The organism is Streptococcus oralis, assembly GCF_016028255.1.
Taxonomy (GTDB): Bacteria; Bacillota; Bacilli; order Lactobacillales; family Streptococcaceae; genus Streptococcus; species Streptococcus oralis_AC.
In genome coordinates this window covers 1,851,285-1,869,532 of sequence record NZ_CP065707.1, presented here as the reverse complement: position 1 = coordinate 1,869,532, position 18,248 = coordinate 1,851,285, and the positions used below count along the sequence as shown (strand labels likewise).

Sequence of the window (18,248 nt, the reverse complement as noted above, 5' to 3'; positions counted from 1 at the left end):
AACTAGCTCTTGAAAAGAAGAAAATGAGTTGGCGAAAATAAGTGGTACAATAGTTACTATAGATTTGGAGGTATTGTATGAGCAAAGAACTACACATCAACACAATTTTGGCCCAGGCGGGAATCAAGTCAGATAAGGCAACAGGTGCCTTGGTAACGCCGCTTCATTTTTCAACAACTTATCAGCATCCTGAGTTCGGTCAGTCTACAGGATTTGACTACACGCGCACTAAAAACCCAACTCGCAGTAAGGCAGAGGAAGTCTTGGCTGCAATCGAATCAGCAGACTATGCCCTAGCGACGAGCTCAGGTATGGCTGCGATTGTACTGGCTTTTAGTGTTTTTCCAGTGGGAAGTAAAGTCTTGGCTGTGCGCGATCTGTATGGGGGTTCTTTCCGTTGGTTCAATCAAGTGGAGAAGGAAGGCCGGTTCCATTTTACCTATGCTAATACTGAAGCAGAGTTGATTGCTGAGCTGGAAAATCATGTGGATGTTCTCTACATCGAAACGCCAACCAATCCGTTGATGTTGGAATTTGATATTGCAAAACTAGCCCAAATAGCTCATGCTAAGGGTGCCAAAGTAGTCGTAGACAATACCTTCTACAGTCCGATTTACCAACGACCGATTGAAGATGGTGCAGATATTGTTCTTCATTCAGCCACCAAATACCTAGCAGGGCACAATGATGTCTTGGCTGGGGTAGTTGTGACTAATAGTTTAGAACTATATGAACAACTGTTTTACAATCTCAATACGACAGGTGCGGTCTTATCACCGTTTGATAGTTATCAGTTGATTCGTGGTCTTAAGACCTTGTCTCTGCGTATGGAACGTTCTACAGCGAATGCCCAAGAAGTGGTTGCCTTTTTGAAGGATTCTCCAGCAGTCAAGGAAGTTCTCTATACTGGTCGTGGGGGAATGATTTCCTTTAAAGTAGTGGATGAGAAACGTATTCCTCATATTTTGAACAGTCTCAAGGTCTTCTCTTTTGCAGAAAGTTTGGGTGGGGTAGAGAGTCTGATCACCTATCCAACGACGCAGACCCATGCGGATATTCCAGCAGAAGTGCGCCATTCTTATGGATTGACAGATGATCTTTTGCGTTTGTCTATTGGGATTGAGGATGCTAGAGATTTGATTGCGGACTTGCGCCAAGCCTTAGAAGGATAAGATAAATATGGGAAAATATGATTTTACAAGCCTGCCCAATCGTTTTGGGCATCATACCTATAAATGGAAAGAAGCGGAAGCTGATCGAGAAGTTCTACCAGCCTGGATAGCAGATATGGACTTTGTGGTTTTGCCTGAAGTTCGACAAGCTGTACAAGCCTACGCAGATCAGTTGGTCTATGGCTATACTTATGCAAGCGACGCTTTGATTCAGTCGGTTCAGGACTGGGAAGAAAACCAGCATAGTTACACTTTCGATAAGGAGGCTCTCGTATTTATCGAAGGAGTGGTACCAGCTATTTCAACAGCCATTCAAGCCTTTACAAAAGAAGGAGAGGCTGTTCTGATTAATACACCGGTCTATCCACCGTTTGCTCGCAGTGTCAAACTGAACAATCGCCGATTGATTACCAATTCTTTGGTGGAAAAGAATGGTCTGTTTGAGATTGACTTTGACCAGCTGGAGAAGGAATTGGTGGAAGAGGATGTGAAGCTTTATATCCTTTGCAATCCTCACAATCCTGGTGGACGTGTTTGGGAAAAGGAAGTGTTAGAAAAGATTGGTCATCTCTGCCAAAAACATGGTGTTTTGTTGGTTTCAGATGAGATCCACCAAGATTTGGCCCTCTTTGGTCACAAACACCAGTCATTCAACACCATTGATCCCGCCTTTAAAGACTTTGCCCTTATCCTGAGCAGTGCCACTAAGACCTTTAATATTGCTGGGACCAAGAATTCCTATGCAGTTATTGAAAATCCAAAGCTTCGTGTGGCTTTCCAAAAACGCCAGTTGGCCAATAACCAACATGAAATCTCAGGCTTGGGGTATTTGGCGACAGAAGCTGCCTACCGTTATGGTAAGGACTGGTTAGGAGAGTTAAAAGAAGTCATCGAGGACCACATTAACTATGTAGTGGATATTTTGGGCAACGAAACCAAGATTAAGGTCATGAAACCACAAGGTACCTACTTGATCTGGCTTGATTTTTCAGCCTATGACCTAACGGATGACCGCTTGCAAGAGCTTTTGAGAAATGAAGCCAAGGTTATCTTGAACCGAGGTTTGGACTTTGGGGAGGAGGGAGCTCTTCATGCCCGCCTCAATGTAGCTATGCCGAAGTCAGTACTGGAAGAGGTTTGCCAACGCATCGTGACCACTTTTGCTACACTTTAAAAATCGAGCCTTCTAGGAGAAAAGTCTTCCTAGAAGGCTATTTTCATAGGGAAAAATGTGGTATAATGAAAAGATAAGATAAAGGGGTAACTATGGCTAAATTGATTCCGGGAAAGTTGCGCATGGAGGGTGTTACTCTCTATGAAACGGGCAACATTGAGATTATCAAGGAAAAAGGGAATCGCCTCTATACTCGTGTGGCGGGAGAAGACTTACGCTACAGTTTAGAGGATGATCTTGTTTTTTGTGCTTGTGATTTTTTCCAAAAAAGAGGTTACTGTGTTCACCTAGCGGCGCTCGAGCATTATCTGAAGAACGACGAAGAAGGCCAGGTGATTTTACAAGCCTTAGAAAAAGGCCATGAAGAGCAAGAAGAGGTCGAAACCAAGGTTAGTTTTGGTGGTAGTTTTTTGGAGCGTATCCGACCTCAGAAGCGAGAGAAAATCTACACTTTGTCGGCTCAAGGCCAGGTAGAAGCTGGAACCAATCGCCTCCTTTGGACTCTCCGAATCGGTTTAGTTGATAGTCAAAAATATTATGTCATTCGTGACATCCCTCTCTTTTTGAAGGTCTTAGTCCATCGAAAACCATATATGATTGGGAAACAGTATGAAAATGACTTGTCTTGGGATGCTTTTGATACAGCTAGTCAAGATGTTCTTACTTTTTTACGGGGCTTGATTGAGGAGGGACTGAGTCAAGACCTCTTTTTCCCTAATCAAGGTCGTCACCTCTTTTTCCCTCTGACTTTTTTTGAGCAGGGGGTGGAGTTGCTGATGAATTTGGAGGATTTTCATTTTGAACACCAGATCGATAGTTATGAAAATCTTCTCTTTCATGATTTAGATCCAGATGCAGAACTTTTCTCTTTTTCTGTGAAGGAGTATCCCGATTATTTTGAGATGGAAATTTCTGAGACTGAGCGAGTCAACGTATTCTATGGGGGAGCGGTTCTCTTTCGTAAGGGGAATCTTTATCTCTTAAACCCTAAACAAATCAGCCTACTAAAGGAAATCAAGGAGCTTCCTCAGGAGGAGAGAGGGAGAAAATGCCTCCAGTTTGATACTGGCGATCGGGATCGATTGGCTTCCTGTCTTCCTTTGTTTGAGCAACTGGGCAAGATTTCTGCTCCAGAACGTTTACAAATACGACCCTTTTCACCGATCTTTTACTTTGACAAGGAGAAGGATGGTCGTATCCGCTTGGATATCGAGTTTGATTATGGAGATATTAAGGTGACTAGTCATCAACAGATGGAAGAATTACCTTTCGCTAGCGATGCTGCCGTAGAAAGCCAGATATTTCAAGTTAGTTTAGGGGCTGGTTTTGAGGCTGATTTTCAGTCTTGGAGACAGGCTTTGAAGCCTGAGGCAGTTTACTCTTTCTTTCATCATACGATTCCTACTTTTGAGAAATTGGGGTTGGTTTTCTTGTCTGATGAGATAAATCAGCTCTACAGCGTCCAAGCTCCTCAGGTTCAGATTGAGTCCAAGGGAGGACTGTTGGAGATTCAGTTTGATTTCCAAGGGATTGCCCAAGAAGAGATTGATCAAGCTCTTAAAGCCTTAACCAGCAATCAGGATTTCTATATCAGTTCTTCTGACCAAGTGTACTTTTTTGATGAGGAAACCAAGCAGATTCGTCAAAATTTGCAAGAACTGGGGGTTGAGCTAAAAGATGGTTCTTTCCAAGCGCGAAAATCCCTAGCTTATAGCCTTTCTCAGCTTTTTGAAGGTCGAGACAGGTTCTACTTCACAGAGGAATTTCAGCATTTAGCTCATGATTTGACCCATCCAGAGGATTTTCCTTTGGGAGATATACGGGTGCAGGCAAGTTTGAGAGACTATCAGGAAAAGGGTGTCCGTTGGCTCCAGATGCTTCATCACTATGGCTTTGGTGGCATCCTAGCCGATGATATGGGACTGGGAAAAACACTGCAAACTATCGCTTTTTTGACTAGTCAGGTGACCGAAGAAAGTCGGGTCTTGATTTTAGCGCCGTCAGGTTTGATCTACAATTGGGCAGATGAATTTAGAAAATTTGCCCCACAGTTGGATTTGGCTGTCGTTCATGGTTTGAAAGCGAATCGAGAAGCGATTCTTTCTGAAAATCACCAAATCTATGTGACTAGCTATGCGACCTTTCGTCAAGACAGCGAGCTTTATCAAGAGATGGCTTTTGATTTTCTCTTCTTAGATGAAGCCCAGGTCATGAAAAATGCCCAAACCAAGATTGCTCAGAGTTTGCGCCAGTTTGTGGTGCCAGCAGTTTTTGCTTTGTCAGGTACGCCCATTGAAAATCATTTAGGAGAGTTGTGGTCTATCTTTCAAATTGTGCTTCCAGGGCTCTTGCCAAGTAAAAAGGAGTTTATGAAATTGCCAGCTGACCGAGTCGCGCAGTTTATCAAGCCCTTCGTCATGAGGCGTAAGAAAGAAGAAGTCCTAACAGAACTACCTGACTTAATCGAAGTCGTCTATAAAAATGAACTGGAAGACCAACAGAAGGCTATCTATCTGGCCCAGCTGCAACAGATGCGAGACCGCCTAGCGCAAGTGACAGATCAAGAATTCCAGAGAAGTCGGGTAGAAATCTTATCTGGTCTCATGCGATTGCGCCAGATCTGCGATACGCCAGCTCTCTTCATGGACGATTACCAAGGAGCTAGTGGTAAACTCGATAGTCTCCGAGATTTATTGCTACAAGTGGCTGATGGTGGGCATCGGGTCTTGATTTTCTCCCAGTTCAAAGGAATGTTGGAAAAAATCGAGCAAGAACTCCCAGACTTGGGCTTGACTTCCTTCAAAATTACGGGCTCAACTCCTGCTCATGACAGACAGGAGATGACCAAGGCCTTTAACCAAGGAGAGAGAGATGCCTTTCTCATCTCTCTGAAGGCGGGTGGTGTTGGTCTTAATCTAACGGGAGCTGATACGGTTATTTTGGTTGACCTCTGGTGGAATCCTGCTGTCGAAGCCCAGGCTATCGGACGCGCTCACCGAATGGGGCAGGAGCAGATGGTCGAGGTTTATCGTTTGATTACCAAGGGGACTATTGAAGAAAAAATTCAAGAACTTCAAGAGCAGAAAAAACATTTGGTTTCCCAAGTTTTAGATGGTACGGAGTCGCGTGCGAGTCTCAGTCTGGCAGAAATTCGAGAAATTTTGGGGATTTCTGAAGCCAACACTTGAAAAATCAAGACAATACGCTATAATGAAGAGTTGAAAGGAAATACAAAATGAAACAAGATCGATTTCCATTGGTGTCAGATGACGAGATCATGCTGACCGAAATGCCAGTCATGGACTTGTATGATGAGTCTGACTTTATCAGCAATATCAAAGGCGATTACCGAGATAAAAACTATTTAGAATGGTCTCCTATTGTTGAGAAAGCTAGTGTAGTTGCTCCTGTGGTTAGCAAAAAGCCAGAACCAGCTCCAGAAGTAAAAAAAGTTGAAAAGACTTATGCTGAGATGGCTCGAGAAGAAGCGCGTGCGGATCTAAAAAAGAAACGTTCAGCCAGGTATTTGACTCAGGATGTTAGTCATACCAGACGACACAATGGTTCTACACTTGTTCGTCAAGGAAACCAACCAACAGCACCATTTCAAAAGGAAAATCCAGGTGAGTTTGCCAAATTTAGTAAAAACTTGAGCCAGTCTCACTATATCTTAGCTGAGGATGTTGGCCAAGTGGCGAATCCAACTCCGAAAAACCAAACGGAAAAAGCTAAAAAGAACAACTACGATTTTCTAAAGAAGAGTCAAATCTATAATAAAAAGAATAAGCAAACAGAACAGGAACGTCAGGTTGCCCAAGAGTTGAATCTGACAAGAATTACTGAGTAGGGGAGAAAAGCATGTCAAAAACATATCATTTTATTGGAATCAAGGGGTCAGGTATGAGTGCCCTAGCCTTGATGTTGCACCAAATGGGACACAAGGTTCAAGGTTCAGACGTTGAAAAATATTACTTTACTCAACGTGGACTAGAGCAGGCAGGGATTGCGATTCTTCCTTTTGATGAAAAGAACTTACAAGGTGATGTGGAGATTATCGCTGGAAATGCCTTTCGTCCCGATAACAACGTTGAAATCGCCTATGCCGACAAAAATGGTATCAGCTACAAACGTTACCATGAATTCCTAGGTAGCTTTATGCGCGACTTTGTCAGCATGGGAGTGGCAGGAGCACATGGAAAAACTTCAACAACAGGTATGTTGTCACATGTCTTGTCTCACATTACTGACACCAGCTTCTTGATTGGTGACGGGACAGGTCGTGGTTCAGCTAATGCCAAATATTTTGTCTTTGAATCAGACGAATATGAGCGCCATTTCATGCCTTACCACCCAGAATATTCTATCATCACCAACATTGACTTTGACCATCCAGACTACTTTACAAGTCTAGAGGATGTTTTCAATGCCTTTAACGACTATGCCAAACAAATTACCAAAGGTTTATTCGTCTACGGTGAGGATGCTGAGTTGCGTAAGATTACAGCCAATGCTCCAATCTATTACTATGGTTTTGAAGCTGAGGGCAATGACTTTGTAGCTAGCGATCTCCTACGTTCTACGACTGGATCAAACTTTACAGTTCACTTCCGTGGACAAGAATTGGGTCAATTCCACATTCCAACCTTTGGTCGTCACAATATTATGAATGCGACAGCTGTTATCGGATTGCTTTACACAGCTGGATTTGATTTGAACTTGGTCCGTGAACACTTGAAAACTTTTGCAGGTGTTAAGCGTCGTTTCACTGAAAAAATCGTCAATGATACAGTGATCATTGATGACTTTGCCCACCATCCAACAGAAATCATTGCAACCTTGGATGCGGCTCGTCAGAAATATCCAAGCAAGGAAATCGTGGCAATCTTCCAACCGCATACCTTTACTAGAACCATCGCCTTGTTGGATGAATTTGCTCACGCTTTGAATCAAGCAGACGCCGTCTACCTAGCGCAAATCTATGGATCAGCTCGTGAAGTGGACCATGGTGATGTCAAAGTAGAAGACCTAGCCAATAAAATTAACAAGAAACACCAGGTTATCACTGTTGAAAATGTTTCTCCACTCCTAGACCATGACAATGCTGTTTACGTCTTTATGGGTGCTGGAGACATCCAAACCTATGAATATTCATTTGAACGTCTTTTGTCTAACTTGACAAGCAACGTCCAATAAGGAAAACCAAATGGAAATTCCAATCACTATAAGGCAAGCTACCCTATCAGATTTAGAAGAAGTGTTGGCGATTGAAGAAGCCACTCTTTCGTTAGAAGAGGCACTTAGCCGCCAATCCTTAGAAGAGAGTATCCGCAAGACTGCGGGTACCTTTCTTGTAGCTGGGGATGAAAATCAGCTCGTGGGCTATGTTTTGGGAGAAGATCAGTCTATTCATCCCAAATGGATAGAAATAAAATCATTGATCATTCATCCTGACCATTGGGGACAGGGGCTGGGAACTCTTCTTCTTGCAGCCTTGAAACAGGTGACAGTCGAACTAGATTATCAAGGTATTCTTTTGCAGAGTCCTGATGAGCTACTATCATATTTTGAAATGAATGGCTTTGTTGAGGAAGAAGTGACAGAGAGCCAATATGACAGTGGTTCTTGTTGGTATCTGACTTGGGTTAATCCTTTTTATCAGGAGGAAATATGAAAATCAGACAAGCAAGATTTTCGGATTTAGATCGTATTTTAGAGATAGAGCTTGAGAATTTCTCCCTTGAGGAAGCCATTCCTCGTTCCGTCTTTGAGGCGCATTTACGTGAAATTCAGACCAGCTTTCTCGTCGCTGAAAAGGAGGGACGTATCCTTGGCTACATTGAAGGTCCGGTCGTCCCACATCGTCATCTACAAGATCAGTCCTTTACAGAAGAAATAAAAGACTATAGCCATAAACCTGGAGGTTATATTTCTGTGACCTGTCTCTCCATAGCTAAGGAAGCGCAAGCTTTGGGAGTGGGGAAAAAACTGTTAAGTGCTCTGAAAGAAGTCGCTTTAGAACATGAACGAGAAGGAATTAACCTGACGTGTCATGATTATCTTATCGCCTATTACGAAAAACATGGATTTGTTAATGAAGGACTATCCCAATCTACCTATGCAGGTGAGACTTGGTATAACATGGTTTGGAAGCCTTGAAAACAAGAAATATAGTTGGAGAAAGGTATCTTTTGTTGCTTTTCTGCGACTTTTAAGATATAATGTTATGGATTGCCAACAAGGAGGTAAAGCTTTTGAGCGAGAAATCAAGAGAAGAAGAAACATTAAGCTTTAAAGAACAGATTTTACGCGATTTAGAGAGAGTCAGAGAGAGAGAAAGAAGAGGAAAAGAGGATGAAAGTCCAACCACCCCAACTCCATCTTCTCAAGTAACTCCACCCGCTCCTTCTGAACAAGAATCCAATCTTGCCACAGAAGATTTAATGGCAGATTCTCTGTCAACTGTGGATGAAATCCTAAAAAATGCCCCAAGTGTGCCACCACGCCCAAGTTTTGAATCAAGCGAAGTGACAGCACCAGCACCAGAACCAGAAGAGTCAAAACTAGAAGAGCCTGCACCAGCCAAGATTGATGCTGTAGAGCCTAAAAAGGAAGAGAAAGAGTTTAATACTACTCCAACTAAAGTGGCTGTTTCCTATAAAACGGATGACAATAAAGAAGAATCAGTCCCTCCTGTTGTGGAGAATGTAGTACCTGCTCCAGTTGAGCAAGTTGATGATCTAGCGAATGCTCCACTACGCAGTCGTCGCGAAGGAACAAAGCCAGCTAAGAAAAAGAAGAAATCAAAAGCGAAAGGCTGCTTGCTAACTTTCTTAGTTTTCCTAGTGCTCGTAGGTATTGGTGGCTTCTTTGGTTATGGTTACGTTCAAGATTCCTTGAAACCAGTTGATGCGAGCTCTAAGGATTATGTAAAGGTTCAAATCCCAGAAGGTTCAAATATTCAAGAAATTGGGAGCACTTTGGAAAAATCTGGTTTGGTAAAACATGGACTCATCTTTAGTTTGTATGCTAAATATAAGAGTGCAGACTTAAAATCAGGTTATTACAACTTGAAGAAGAGCATGAGTACAGATGAATTGATCCAAGAATTGCAAAAGGGTGGAACTCCTGAACCTCAAGAACCAGCTCTTGCAAGCCTGACAATTCCAGAAGGATATACATTAGAGCAAATCGCTCAAACAGTAGGGCAACTTCAAGGTGAATTTAAAGAGCCGCTTACTGCGGATGCTTTCTTGGCAAAAGCTCAAGATGAGACCTTTATCTCACAATTAGTAGCCAAGTATCCAAACCTTCTTGGAAGTCTCCCAACAAAAGACAGTGGCGTTCGTTATCGCCTAGAAGGTTACCTTTTCCCAGCAACTTATACCATCAAAGAAAGCACTACAGTTGAAAGTTTGATTGATGAGATGTTAGCTGCTATGGATAAAGCCTTGTCACCATATTACGCTACGATCAAAGAAAAGAATCTGACTGTCAATGAATTGCTCAGTATCGCTTCTCTTGTCGAAAAAGAAGGGGCTAAAACTGAAGACCGCAAGAAGATTGCTGGTGTCTTCTACAACCGCCTAAATCTCGGTATGCCACTTCAAAGTAATATCGCTATCCTGTATGCCCAAGGCAAGCTTGGTCAAAAGATTAGTCTAGCGGATGATGCTGGAATTGATACAACGATTGATTCACCATACAATGTTTACACACACCTTGGCCTCATGCCTGGACCGGTTGATAGTCCAAGTTTGGATGCGATTGAAGCAAGTGTAAATCAAACAAAGAGTGAGTACTTGTACTTTGTAGCCAATGTCGAAGATGGTAAAGTATACTTTGCAACGACCAAAGAAGAACATGATCAAAACGTTGCAGAACATATCAATAGCAAACTAACCCAATCAAGTAGTTCAAACTAAAATTATGTGGTTTTCCACATAATTTTGTTTTAAAAACAAATTAAGAAAAGAAAGTTGAGAAAAATGGCAGAAAAAACTTACCCAATGACCCTTGAAGAAAAGGAAAAACTAGAAAAAGAATTAGAGGAGTTGAAACTCGTTCGTCGTCCTGAAGTGGTAGAACGTATCAAAATTGCTCGTTCATATGGAGACCTTTCAGAGAACAGCGAGTACGAAGCAGCCAAGGATGAGCAAGCTTTTGTTGAAGGACAAATTTCAAGTCTAGAAACTAAAATTCGCTATGCTGAAATCGTTAATAGCGATGCAGTTGCCCAAGATGAGGTAGCTATCGGTAAGACTGTAACAATCCAAGAAGTCGGTGAAGATGACGAAGAAGTCTATATCATCGTCGGTTCTGCAGGTGCAGATGCTTTTGCTGGTAAGGTTTCAAATGAGAGCCCGATTGGACAAGCCTTGATCGGTAAAAAGACTGGTGATACAGCGACCATCGAAACACCAGTTGGTAGCTATGATGTAAAAATCTTAAAGGTTGAAAAAACAGCCTGAATAGAATGAAAAAGGAGTAGTAGAGGCTTTGACTTGCTCAACTCCTTTTTGGTTTTTTGAATAAAATAGGAGACTATATGAGTGAAAATAAGAAAAAAAATAAGATGGAACGTGGTCTAACCAATCGTCATGTTCAGGTGATGGCTATTGCGGGAACAATCGGAACAGGTCTTTTCCTAGGTGCCGGTCGCTCCATCAGCCTGACAGGCCCTTCTATCATCCTGATTTATATGATTACAGGAGCCTTTATGTTTTTGATGATGAGGGCTGTTGGAGAGATGCTCTACCAGGATCCAGAACAACATACCTTTATCAATTTTATCACTCGTCATTTGGGTAAAGGTTGGGGATATTTCTCGGTCTGGTCTTATTGGTTGTCTGTCGTCTTTATCGGTATGGCAGAAATCACTGCGATCTCGCATTACGTTCAGTTTTGGTTTCCTAGCTGGCCTAGTTGGCTGATTCAGATTGTCTTTTTAACGATTTTGGCCTTGGTCAATCTGATTGCGGTTAAGCTCTTTGGAGAAGTCGAGTTTTGGTTTGCTATGGTTAAAATTGTGGCTATTTTAGCTATGATTGCAACAGGGGTCTTTATGGTCTTAACTGGATTTGAGACACCGCATGGTGCTGCAAGTTTGGCAAATATCAGCAATCAGTTCTCTCTTTTCCCAAACGGTGTTATGAACTTTGTCATGGCCTTTCAAATGGTATTTTTTGCCTATCTGATGATTGAGTTTATCGGAGTGACAACCTCTGAAACCAAGAATCCTCGTCAGGTTTTGCCAAAAGCAGTTAAAGAGATTCCCCTCCGAATTGTATTCTTCTATGGTGGAGCCCTATTAGCCATTATGTCTATCATTCCCTGGAGAGAACTTGCTTCTTCAGATTCACCATTTGTAACGGTCTTTGAGCTAGCAGGTATCAAGTGGGCGGCAGCTCTGATTAACTTCGTTGTTTTGACGTCGGCAGCATCTGCTCTTAATTCAACCCTCTATTCAACAGGGCGACACCTCTACCAGATTGCCCATGATTCACCCAATCGCTTCTTAAAAGCAATCAAGGCAGATACTCTTTCTCGTCACAATGTTCCGCAAAATGCCATTATTGCCTCAGCAATCTTGATTGCTCTGGCTGCCTTTATCAACGTTTTGCCAGGCGTTTCAGATGCTTTTGCTTTGATTACGGCGTCCTCATCAGGTGTTTACATCGCGATTTATATCTTGATCATGGTGGCTCATCTTAAATACCGCAAGTCACAAGACTTCATGGCGGATGGCTACCTCATGCCACATTACCGTTTTCTAAATCCTTTAACCATGCTCTTCTTTATCTTTGTCTTTGTAACCCTCTTTTTACAAGAATCTACCTTTATGGGAGCAGTTGGTTCTGCTATCTGGATTATCGGTTTCGGAATTTATAGCCAGTGGAAATTTAGAAAATAAATCATGAACTCATCAACTCTGCTTGGTGAGTTCTTTTTAGTTTGACAGTCTATTGAGATAGGATTATAATCAAGCTGTAGCAGTTCTAAGGAGGTTTGGATGTACGTTAGATTGGAAAATAAGGAATCTCATAAAGCGCAAGAAATAGGGGATTTGATTCGTGCTTATAACCGTTCCAAAAGAGAAGAGGCTGAAAGCGAGCCACTGAATCTTTATGTCGAAGACGAAAAGGGCAATCTTATGGCAGGTTTAGTAGCAGAGACTTTCGGAAATTGGCTGGAAATCGAATATTTGTTTGTGAAAGAGGAATTGCGTGGACAAGGAATCGGTTCGAAACTATTGCAGCAAGCTGAAAATGAAGCTAAGCATCGAAACTGTCGTTTTGCTTTCGTGAATACTTACCAGTTTCAAGCGCCAGATTTTTATAAAAGGCATGGCTACAAGGAAGTCTTTACCTTGCAAGACTATCCCTACACAGGGCAAAGATACTATTACCAAAAGGATTTGTAAGATAAATATGAAGGTATAAAGCAAAGAGGATTTTTCACATCACTATGGAGGTGGGCTAATGGACATAATACTAGATATGGGCAACGTCTTGTTAGAATGGAACAAGGATAAGATTTTGCAAGGCGTTTCGGATACGAAGAAGGATTATCTGATTTTAGATAAGACTATATTTCAGTCGGGACTTTGGGAAAAATTAGACTTTGGTACTATGACGAGAGAAGAATTAGTGCTAGAAGTTGTGTCGATGATTGGAAATACCTATCAAAAGAAGGTTGAAGAGGTTATCTGGAATTGGCCTAGCTACATTGATATCTATACGGAAGTCTTTCCTGTCTTGTCAGAACTAAAGAAAAAGGGTCATCGGATCTTTGTCTTGTCCAATACCTCAAAGGTATTTTATGACTTGCTGGATGAGCAATTATCTCCCTTAAAGGAGGTTTTGGATGGTTTTGTCCTATCCTGTGATATAAAAGCTATAAAGCCTGATTTGGCAATGTTTAAGGAGATTCTCGATAAATATCAGTTAGATCCTACACACTGTGTCTTTCTAGACGATATTGAGGACAATACAAGCGCAGCTGAAAAATTGGGCATCAAGGCCTATCAGGTTAAGAAAAGAAGCGATGTCGTTGATATTTTGAAATCCTATATTTAAAGACAAAACTCTCTATTTTTTACGATAGAGAGTTTTTTGTTAATAAAACATTACAAAATGACATTTATATATTGCATTAAGTTAGATATATGGTATAATGTTTTTAAAAAGAAGTGTAACTTTTTAAAAATTTGAAGGAGGACGCTAGTGGCTAAAAATTTAAAATTAAAATTAGCTCGGGTGGAGCTTGATTTAACACAAGGCGATTTGGCAGAGGCTGTCGGGGTTACGCGACAGACTATTGGCCTGATTGAAGCTGGGAAATACAATCCCAGTCTTTCGCTCTGTCAGTCCATTTGCAGATGCTTAGGCAAAACTTTAGATCAATTATTTTGGGAGGAAGAAGATGAAAAATAGAAAAAAACTTGTGATCAAAGATGAACGTACGGAAAAATTGGATGGAAAGATTTCAGGAGAAATTCTTTTGGGAATGTGCCTATTTTTGGCACTGGAAATTTTTGCCAAAGTTTATATTTTCAATTTAACACTTCTGTCCTATTTGCCAGAATTACTTTTATTGTTCGGAGTTGGCTTGTATGCCATTATTCGCCGCATGTATGTTGGAATTGACATTCGAGATATTGTTGAGAATACTGGAAAAGAAAGAATTTTATCTGCTTTGGTATTTTCTATAGTGGTTTTATTGATTGATATCGTAGGCAATCGCGAGGAACTAGTCAATCTATTGACTTGGAAGTACTCCCTAAAAGTGGTTCTAGCAGTTATCATCTATCTCGTTGGGAGTTATTCTATGGATAGAGTTATCCTATACTTGAATCGCAGAAATCAGCAAGTTTGGGAGGAAGAAGATGAAAAATAGATTTTTTTATTATCAATTACTAGACGAAAGAGAAGAACAACTGATGAATAAAGCGGGAGCTGAAAGTTTCTATATCTCTATAGCTTTCTTGCTTTTATCTTATATGATTACAGTATTAGCACCAAGTCTTTTTAATCCGAGAATGATTCTCATTATTATCATTATTGGAACTTCTTACTTTTTCGGCCGTGCTCGAGATTTGGGTGTGAACTACTATAGTCGTTTTCATTTTACAATTATAGGGTGTTTGCTGATAACTCTCGCTATTACGACTCTTTTGATGTTGCAGAATTATCAATTCAATATCGAAATTTATCAGCACAATCCTTTGAACGTTAAATATTTGTCTGCTTGGGTCATTACTTATCTGATTTACCTTCCTTGGGTTTTTATCGGCAATCTCGGCCTTAAAAGTTATGGCGAATGGGCTCAAAAAAAGTTTGAGCAAGATATGGATGAACTGGAGAACGGAGAATAGCTTGTTATCTTTTTATCAATCTCGGTAAAATGTGTTATAATAGTACTAATTTATCGGATGGTGTGAAAGTGGTAGAATACGTTCATACCTTTGTAAAGTAGGAAGAAGGAAAACAGATGTATCCAGATGATAGTTTGACATTGCACACGGACTTGTACCAGATCAATATGATGCAAGTTTACTTTGACCAAGGGATTCACAATAAAAAGGCGGTCTTTGAAGTTTATTTCCGCCAGCAACCTTTTCAGAACGGTTATGCAGTTTTCGCTGGTTTGGAAAGAATTGTACATTATCTTAAAGACTTGCGCTTTTCAGATAGTGATATCGACTACTTAGAGTCGCTTGGCTATCATGGGGCGTTCTTAGATTACCTCCGCAATTTCAAGTTGGAGTTGACGGTTCGTTCTGCTCAGGAAGGGGATTTGGTTTTTGCCAATGAACCAATTGTGCAGGTAGAAGGTCCACTGGCTCAGTGTCAGCTGGTTGAAACGGCCCTTTTGAACATCGTTAACTTTCAAACCTTGATAGCGACCAAGGCAGCACGTATTCGTTCGGTCATTGAGGATGAACCCTTGATGGAGTTTGGGACACGTCGTGCGCAAGAAATGGATGCAGCTATCTGGGGAACACGCGCAGCCGTGATTGGTGGCGCCAATGGAACCAGCAACGTGCGAGCAGGGAAACTCTTTGGAATTCCCGTCCTAGGAACCCACGCCCATGCCTTGGTACAGGTTTATGGAAACGATTATGAAGCCTTCAAGGCTTATGCGTCAACCCATCGTGACTGTGTCTTTTTAGTAGATACTTACGATACACTTCGTATCGGTGTGCCAGCTGCCATTCAGGTAGCGCGTGAGTTGGGTGATCAGATTAACTTTATGGGTGTGCGGATTGACTCTGGGGATATTGCCTACATTTCCAAGATAGTCCGTCAGCAACTGGACGAGGCTGGATTTACAGAGGCTAAGATTTATGCTTCTAATGACCTAGATGAAAATACTATCCTCAACCTCAAGATGCAAAAGGCTAAGATTGATGTCTGGGGTGTGGGAACCAAGCTGATTACTGCCTATGACCAGCCTGCTCTTGGTGCAGTTTATAAGATTGTAGCTATCGAAGATGAGAATGGTCAGATGCGCAATACCATCAAACTGTCTAATAATGCGGAAAAAGTGTCAACGCCAGGTAAGAAGCAGGTATGGCGCATTACCAGTCGTGAAAAAGGCAAGTCAGAAGGCGACTACATCACTTATGATGGTGTGGATGTGAGTGGCATGACAGAAATCAAGATGTTCCATCCAACTTATACCTACATCAAAAAGACCGTTCGTAATTTTGATGCCGTTCCTCTCTTGGTGGATATTTTCAAAGAAGGAACATTAGTTTACAACTTGCCTAGTTTGACTGACATTCAGGATTATGCCCGTAAGGAATTTGACAAGCTTTGGGACGAGTACAAACGTGTTCTCAATCCGCAACATTACCCAGTAGATTTGGCGCGTGATATTTGGCAGGACAAAATGGACTTGATTGACAAGATGCGCAAAGAAGCCCTTGGTGAAGGAGAAGAAGAATGAGTTTGCAAGAGACCATTATCCAGCAATTGGGCGTCAAACCAGTGATTGATGCCCAGGAAGAAATTCGTCTTTCGATTGATTTCTTAAAAAGATACTTGAAAAAACACCCCTTCCTTAAAACCTTTGTACTAGGGATTTCTGGAGGACAAGACTCAACCTTGGCAGGGCGCTTGGCGCAATTAGCGATGGAAGAAATGCGAGCAGAGACAGGAGATGACAGCTACCAATTTATCGCTGTTCGCCTGCCATATGGAGTGCAGGCTGATGAAGCAGATGCTCAAAAAGCCCTCGCTTTCATCCAGCCGGATGTCAGCTTGGTTGTGAATATCAAGGAATCAGCTGATGCTATGACAGCTGCAGTCGAAGCGACAGGAAGTCCTGTTTCAGACTTCAACAAGGGGAATATTAAAGCTCGTAGTCGTATGATTGCCCAATATGCCCTTGCGGGTGCCCATAGCGGAGCGGTCATTGGAACAGACCATGCTGCGGAAAATATCACAGGTTTCTTTACCAAGTTTGGTGACGGTGGTGCAGATATTCTCCCTCTTTATCGCCTCAATAAACGTCAAGGGAAACAACTCTTGAAGGAACTTGGTGCAGACCCAGCCCTTTATGAAAAAATCCCAACAGCAGATTTGGAAGAAGACAAACCAGGTATTGCAGACGAAGTAGCCTTGGGAGTCACTTACAATGAAATTGATGACTACCTTGAAGGCAAAACAATCAGTCCAGAAGCCCAAGCGACTATCGAAAACTGGTGGCATAAAGGCCAACACAAACGCCACCTACCAATCACTGTATTTGATGACTTTTGGGAGTAAAAACCTCCAGTGGAGGTTTTTACCCCGAGTCTAGAAACAGGAAAACGAGGAGGCCCAGTGGATATTTTTAGCTTGAGCATTGAGATTCGAAAGCAAAAACAAGTTTCAATGGAGATTTGACAGAGAACCATATATCAGAAAGCGAGATGGCGCCATGAAAGCAATCGGTACGCAAATGTTACAGACAGAACGTTTGATTTTGAGAAGATTTGTGGAGAGTGATGCAGAAGCCATGTTTCAAAATTGGGCTTCATCTGCTGAGAATTTGACCTATGTCACCTGGGATCCCCATCCGAATCTTGAGGTGACTCGAAACTCGATTCGAAATTGGGTTGCATCCTATACCAATCCCAACTATTACAAATGGGCCATTTGTCTCAAAGAAAACCCAGAGCAAGTGATAGGAGATATCAGCATCGTTGCAACGCACGAGGAAGATTTAAGTTGTGAAATTGGGTATATTTTAGGAAAAAATTATTGGGGTCGTGGTACGATGACGGAGGCCTTGAAAGCTGTGTTAGACTTTTGTTTTACTCAAGCAGGCTTTCAAAAAGTCAGAGCTCGTTACGCCAGTCTCAACCCAGCTTCAGGCCGTGTCATGGAAAAAGCGGGAATGTCTTATCTAAAAACCATTACCAATGGTGTGGAGAGAAAAGACTACGTTGCGGATCTTATTTATTATCAGATTAAAAAGGACTAAGAAATGACCTGAGCTTCAAAAGTTAACTTTTGAAGCTTAGGTCATTTTTTTCTGTTCTTTTATTTTAACTCATAAAGCCAGTCGTCACCGTCTTTCTAGTAAAAGAATTCACTTAAATCGTCTTCTAAAAAAACACGCAGCATGTCTGACATATCCTCAGTTGCAAGTTTCAGATGAGAAAGATTTTCATATTCTTCCCACCAAACAGTACCTTCGTCTGAAGACTGGAGTTCACCAGTAAAGTGTTCTGTCTTGTAAAAGAGGACGACATAGCGGTAATCCTCGTCATCGTACCAGTCTTTGATACCACAAAGTTGAGGTTTGGATATGGTTAGTCCAGTTTCTTCCTTGACTTCTCTGATAACTGCATCGGTAAAAGATTCTCCACGCTCTACATGACCACCAGGAAAAGTGATGCCGGGTCAGTCGGG

At 41.8% G+C, this 18,248-nt stretch carries 19 protein-coding genes; 18 read left to right on the top strand and 1 reads right to left on the bottom strand.

The features are described from left to right. Positions 1–77 precede the first annotated feature (77 nt). The 18 genes from I6G42_RS09175 to I6G42_RS09090 all read left to right on the top strand — a co-directional run bounded on the left by I6G42_RS09175 (position 78) and on the right by I6G42_RS09090 (position 17,817). Positions 78–1,172, top strand: a complete 1,095-nt coding sequence (locus tag I6G42_RS09175) for a cystathionine gamma-synthase (protein ID WP_038805608.1) — start codon at positions 78–80, stop codon at positions 1,170–1,172. Between the two features lie 7 nt (positions 1,173–1,179). Beyond that, positions 1,180–2,346: a MalY/PatB family protein gene (locus I6G42_RS09170; protein WP_038805607.1), complete on the top strand. Its 1,167-nt coding sequence runs from the start codon at positions 1,180–1,182 to the stop codon at positions 2,344–2,346. 92 nt (positions 2,347–2,438) lie between these two features. Beyond that, entirely contained in the window at positions 2,439–5,534 is a 3,096-nt protein-coding gene (locus I6G42_RS09165) for a DEAD/DEAH box helicase (RefSeq protein ID WP_038805606.1), read from the top strand. A 47-nt stretch (positions 5,535–5,581) separates the two neighbouring features. Continuing rightward, a complete protein-coding gene (locus tag I6G42_RS09160; RefSeq protein ID WP_038805605.1) occupies positions 5,582–6,193 on the top strand; it encodes a hypothetical protein in 612 nt (203 codons plus the stop codon). 11 nt (positions 6,194–6,204) lie between these two features. Beyond that, positions 6,205–7,539: a UDP-N-acetylmuramate--L-alanine ligase gene (gene murC, locus I6G42_RS09155; protein WP_038805604.1), complete on the top strand. Its 1,335-nt coding sequence runs from the start codon at positions 6,205–6,207 to the stop codon at positions 7,537–7,539. A gap of 10 nt (positions 7,540–7,549) precedes the next feature. Next, positions 7,550–8,017, top strand: coding sequence for a GNAT family N-acetyltransferase (locus I6G42_RS09150; RefSeq protein WP_038805603.1), 468 nt, complete (start codon positions 7,550–7,552; stop codon positions 8,015–8,017). After that, positions 8,014–8,502, top strand: coding sequence for a GNAT family N-acetyltransferase (locus tag I6G42_RS09145; protein WP_038805602.1), 489 nt, complete (start codon positions 8,014–8,016; stop codon positions 8,500–8,502). The genes I6G42_RS09150 and I6G42_RS09145 overlap by 4 nt, the downstream gene beginning before the upstream one ends. Positions 8,503–8,564: 62 nt before the next feature. Beyond that, a complete protein-coding gene (gene mltG, locus I6G42_RS09140) occupies positions 8,565–10,268 on the top strand; it encodes an endolytic transglycosylase MltG (protein ID WP_068981924.1) in 1,704 nt (567 codons plus the stop codon). A 63-nt stretch (positions 10,269–10,331) separates the two neighbouring features. Next, entirely contained in the window at positions 10,332–10,814 is a 483-nt protein-coding gene (gene greA / locus I6G42_RS09135) for a transcription elongation factor GreA (protein WP_038805600.1), read from the top strand. Positions 10,815–10,891: 77 nt separating this feature from the next. After that, positions 10,892–12,256, top strand: coding sequence for an amino acid permease (locus I6G42_RS09130; RefSeq protein ID WP_038805599.1), 1,365 nt, complete (start codon positions 10,892–10,894; stop codon positions 12,254–12,256). 99 nt (positions 12,257–12,355) lie between these two features. After that, complete coding sequence (locus I6G42_RS09125; RefSeq protein ID WP_068981923.1) at positions 12,356–12,766, top strand: GNAT family N-acetyltransferase; 411 nt, start codon at positions 12,356–12,358, stop codon at positions 12,764–12,766. Positions 12,767–12,824: 58 nt separating this feature from the next. Beyond that, on the top strand, positions 12,825–13,421 hold the full coding sequence (locus I6G42_RS09120) for an HAD family hydrolase (RefSeq protein WP_038805598.1): 597 nt from the start codon (positions 12,825–12,827) through the stop codon (positions 13,419–13,421). A 147-nt stretch (positions 13,422–13,568) separates the two neighbouring features. Beyond that, positions 13,569–13,778: a helix-turn-helix transcriptional regulator gene (locus I6G42_RS09115; RefSeq protein ID WP_001107495.1), complete on the top strand. Its 210-nt coding sequence runs from the start codon at positions 13,569–13,571 to the stop codon at positions 13,776–13,778. Next, on the top strand, positions 13,768–14,241 hold the full coding sequence (locus tag I6G42_RS09110; protein WP_038805597.1) for a DUF6773 family protein: 474 nt from the start codon (positions 13,768–13,770) through the stop codon (positions 14,239–14,241). The genes I6G42_RS09115 and I6G42_RS09110 overlap by 11 nt, the downstream gene beginning before the upstream one ends. Beyond that, positions 14,231–14,719, top strand: coding sequence for a DUF6773 family protein (locus I6G42_RS09105; RefSeq protein WP_038805596.1), 489 nt, complete (start codon positions 14,231–14,233; stop codon positions 14,717–14,719). Before I6G42_RS09110 ends, I6G42_RS09105 begins: the two co-directional genes overlap by 11 nt. Positions 14,720–14,835: 116 nt before the next feature. Beyond that, complete coding sequence (locus I6G42_RS09100; RefSeq protein ID WP_038805595.1) at positions 14,836–16,296, top strand: nicotinate phosphoribosyltransferase; 1,461 nt, start codon at positions 14,836–14,838, stop codon at positions 16,294–16,296. Next, complete coding sequence (nadE, locus tag I6G42_RS09095) at positions 16,293–17,117, top strand: ammonia-dependent NAD(+) synthetase (protein WP_038805593.1); 825 nt, start codon at positions 16,293–16,295, stop codon at positions 17,115–17,117. Before I6G42_RS09100 ends, nadE begins: the two co-directional genes overlap by 4 nt. Before the next feature lie 154 nt (positions 17,118–17,271). Then, positions 17,272–17,817, top strand: a complete 546-nt coding sequence (locus tag I6G42_RS09090; protein ID WP_038805592.1) for a GNAT family N-acetyltransferase — start codon at positions 17,272–17,274, stop codon at positions 17,815–17,817. Between the two features lie 95 nt (positions 17,818–17,912). Here the strand turns inward: I6G42_RS09090 and I6G42_RS09085 are convergent, their stop codons facing one another. Beyond that, positions 17,913–18,233, bottom strand: a complete 321-nt coding sequence (locus I6G42_RS09085) for an 8-oxo-dGTP diphosphatase (RefSeq protein WP_227698191.1) — start codon at positions 18,231–18,233, stop codon at positions 17,913–17,915. Between the last annotated feature and the right edge of the window lie 15 nt (positions 18,234–18,248).

Coding starts and splice junctions, on each gene's coding strand:
- mltG (WP_068981924.1), top strand. CDS start 8,565: ATGTTATGGATTGCCAACAAGGAGGTAAAGCTTTTGAGCGAGAAATCA.
- nadE (WP_038805593.1), top strand. CDS start 16,293: ATGAGTTTGCAAGAGACCATTATCCAGCAATTGGGCGTCAAACCAGTG.
- I6G42_RS09160 (WP_038805605.1), top strand. CDS start 5,582: ATGAAACAAGATCGATTTCCATTGGTGTCAGATGACGAGATCATGCTG.
- I6G42_RS09175 (WP_038805608.1), top strand. CDS start 78: ATGAGCAAAGAACTACACATCAACACAATTTTGGCCCAGGCGGGAATC.
- I6G42_RS09090 (WP_038805592.1), top strand. CDS start 17,272: ATGAAAGCAATCGGTACGCAAATGTTACAGACAGAACGTTTGATTTTG.
- I6G42_RS09165 (WP_038805606.1), top strand. CDS start 2,439: ATGGCTAAATTGATTCCGGGAAAGTTGCGCATGGAGGGTGTTACTCTC.
- I6G42_RS09150 (WP_038805603.1), top strand. CDS start 7,550: ATGGAAATTCCAATCACTATAAGGCAAGCTACCCTATCAGATTTAGAA.
- greA (WP_038805600.1), top strand. CDS start 10,332: ATGGCAGAAAAAACTTACCCAATGACCCTTGAAGAAAAGGAAAAACTA.
- I6G42_RS09120 (WP_038805598.1), top strand. CDS start 12,825: ATGGACATAATACTAGATATGGGCAACGTCTTGTTAGAATGGAACAAG.
- I6G42_RS09110 (WP_038805597.1), top strand. CDS start 13,768: ATGAAAAATAGAAAAAAACTTGTGATCAAAGATGAACGTACGGAAAAA.
- murC (WP_038805604.1), top strand. CDS start 6,205: ATGTCAAAAACATATCATTTTATTGGAATCAAGGGGTCAGGTATGAGT.
- I6G42_RS09170 (WP_038805607.1), top strand. CDS start 1,180: ATGGGAAAATATGATTTTACAAGCCTGCCCAATCGTTTTGGGCATCAT.
- I6G42_RS09100 (WP_038805595.1), top strand. CDS start 14,836: ATGTATCCAGATGATAGTTTGACATTGCACACGGACTTGTACCAGATC.
- I6G42_RS09145 (WP_038805602.1), top strand. CDS start 8,014: ATGAAAATCAGACAAGCAAGATTTTCGGATTTAGATCGTATTTTAGAG.
- I6G42_RS09125 (WP_068981923.1), top strand. CDS start 12,356: ATGTACGTTAGATTGGAAAATAAGGAATCTCATAAAGCGCAAGAAATA.
- I6G42_RS09130 (WP_038805599.1), top strand. CDS start 10,892: ATGAGTGAAAATAAGAAAAAAAATAAGATGGAACGTGGTCTAACCAAT.
- I6G42_RS09105 (WP_038805596.1), top strand. CDS start 14,231: ATGAAAAATAGATTTTTTTATTATCAATTACTAGACGAAAGAGAAGAA.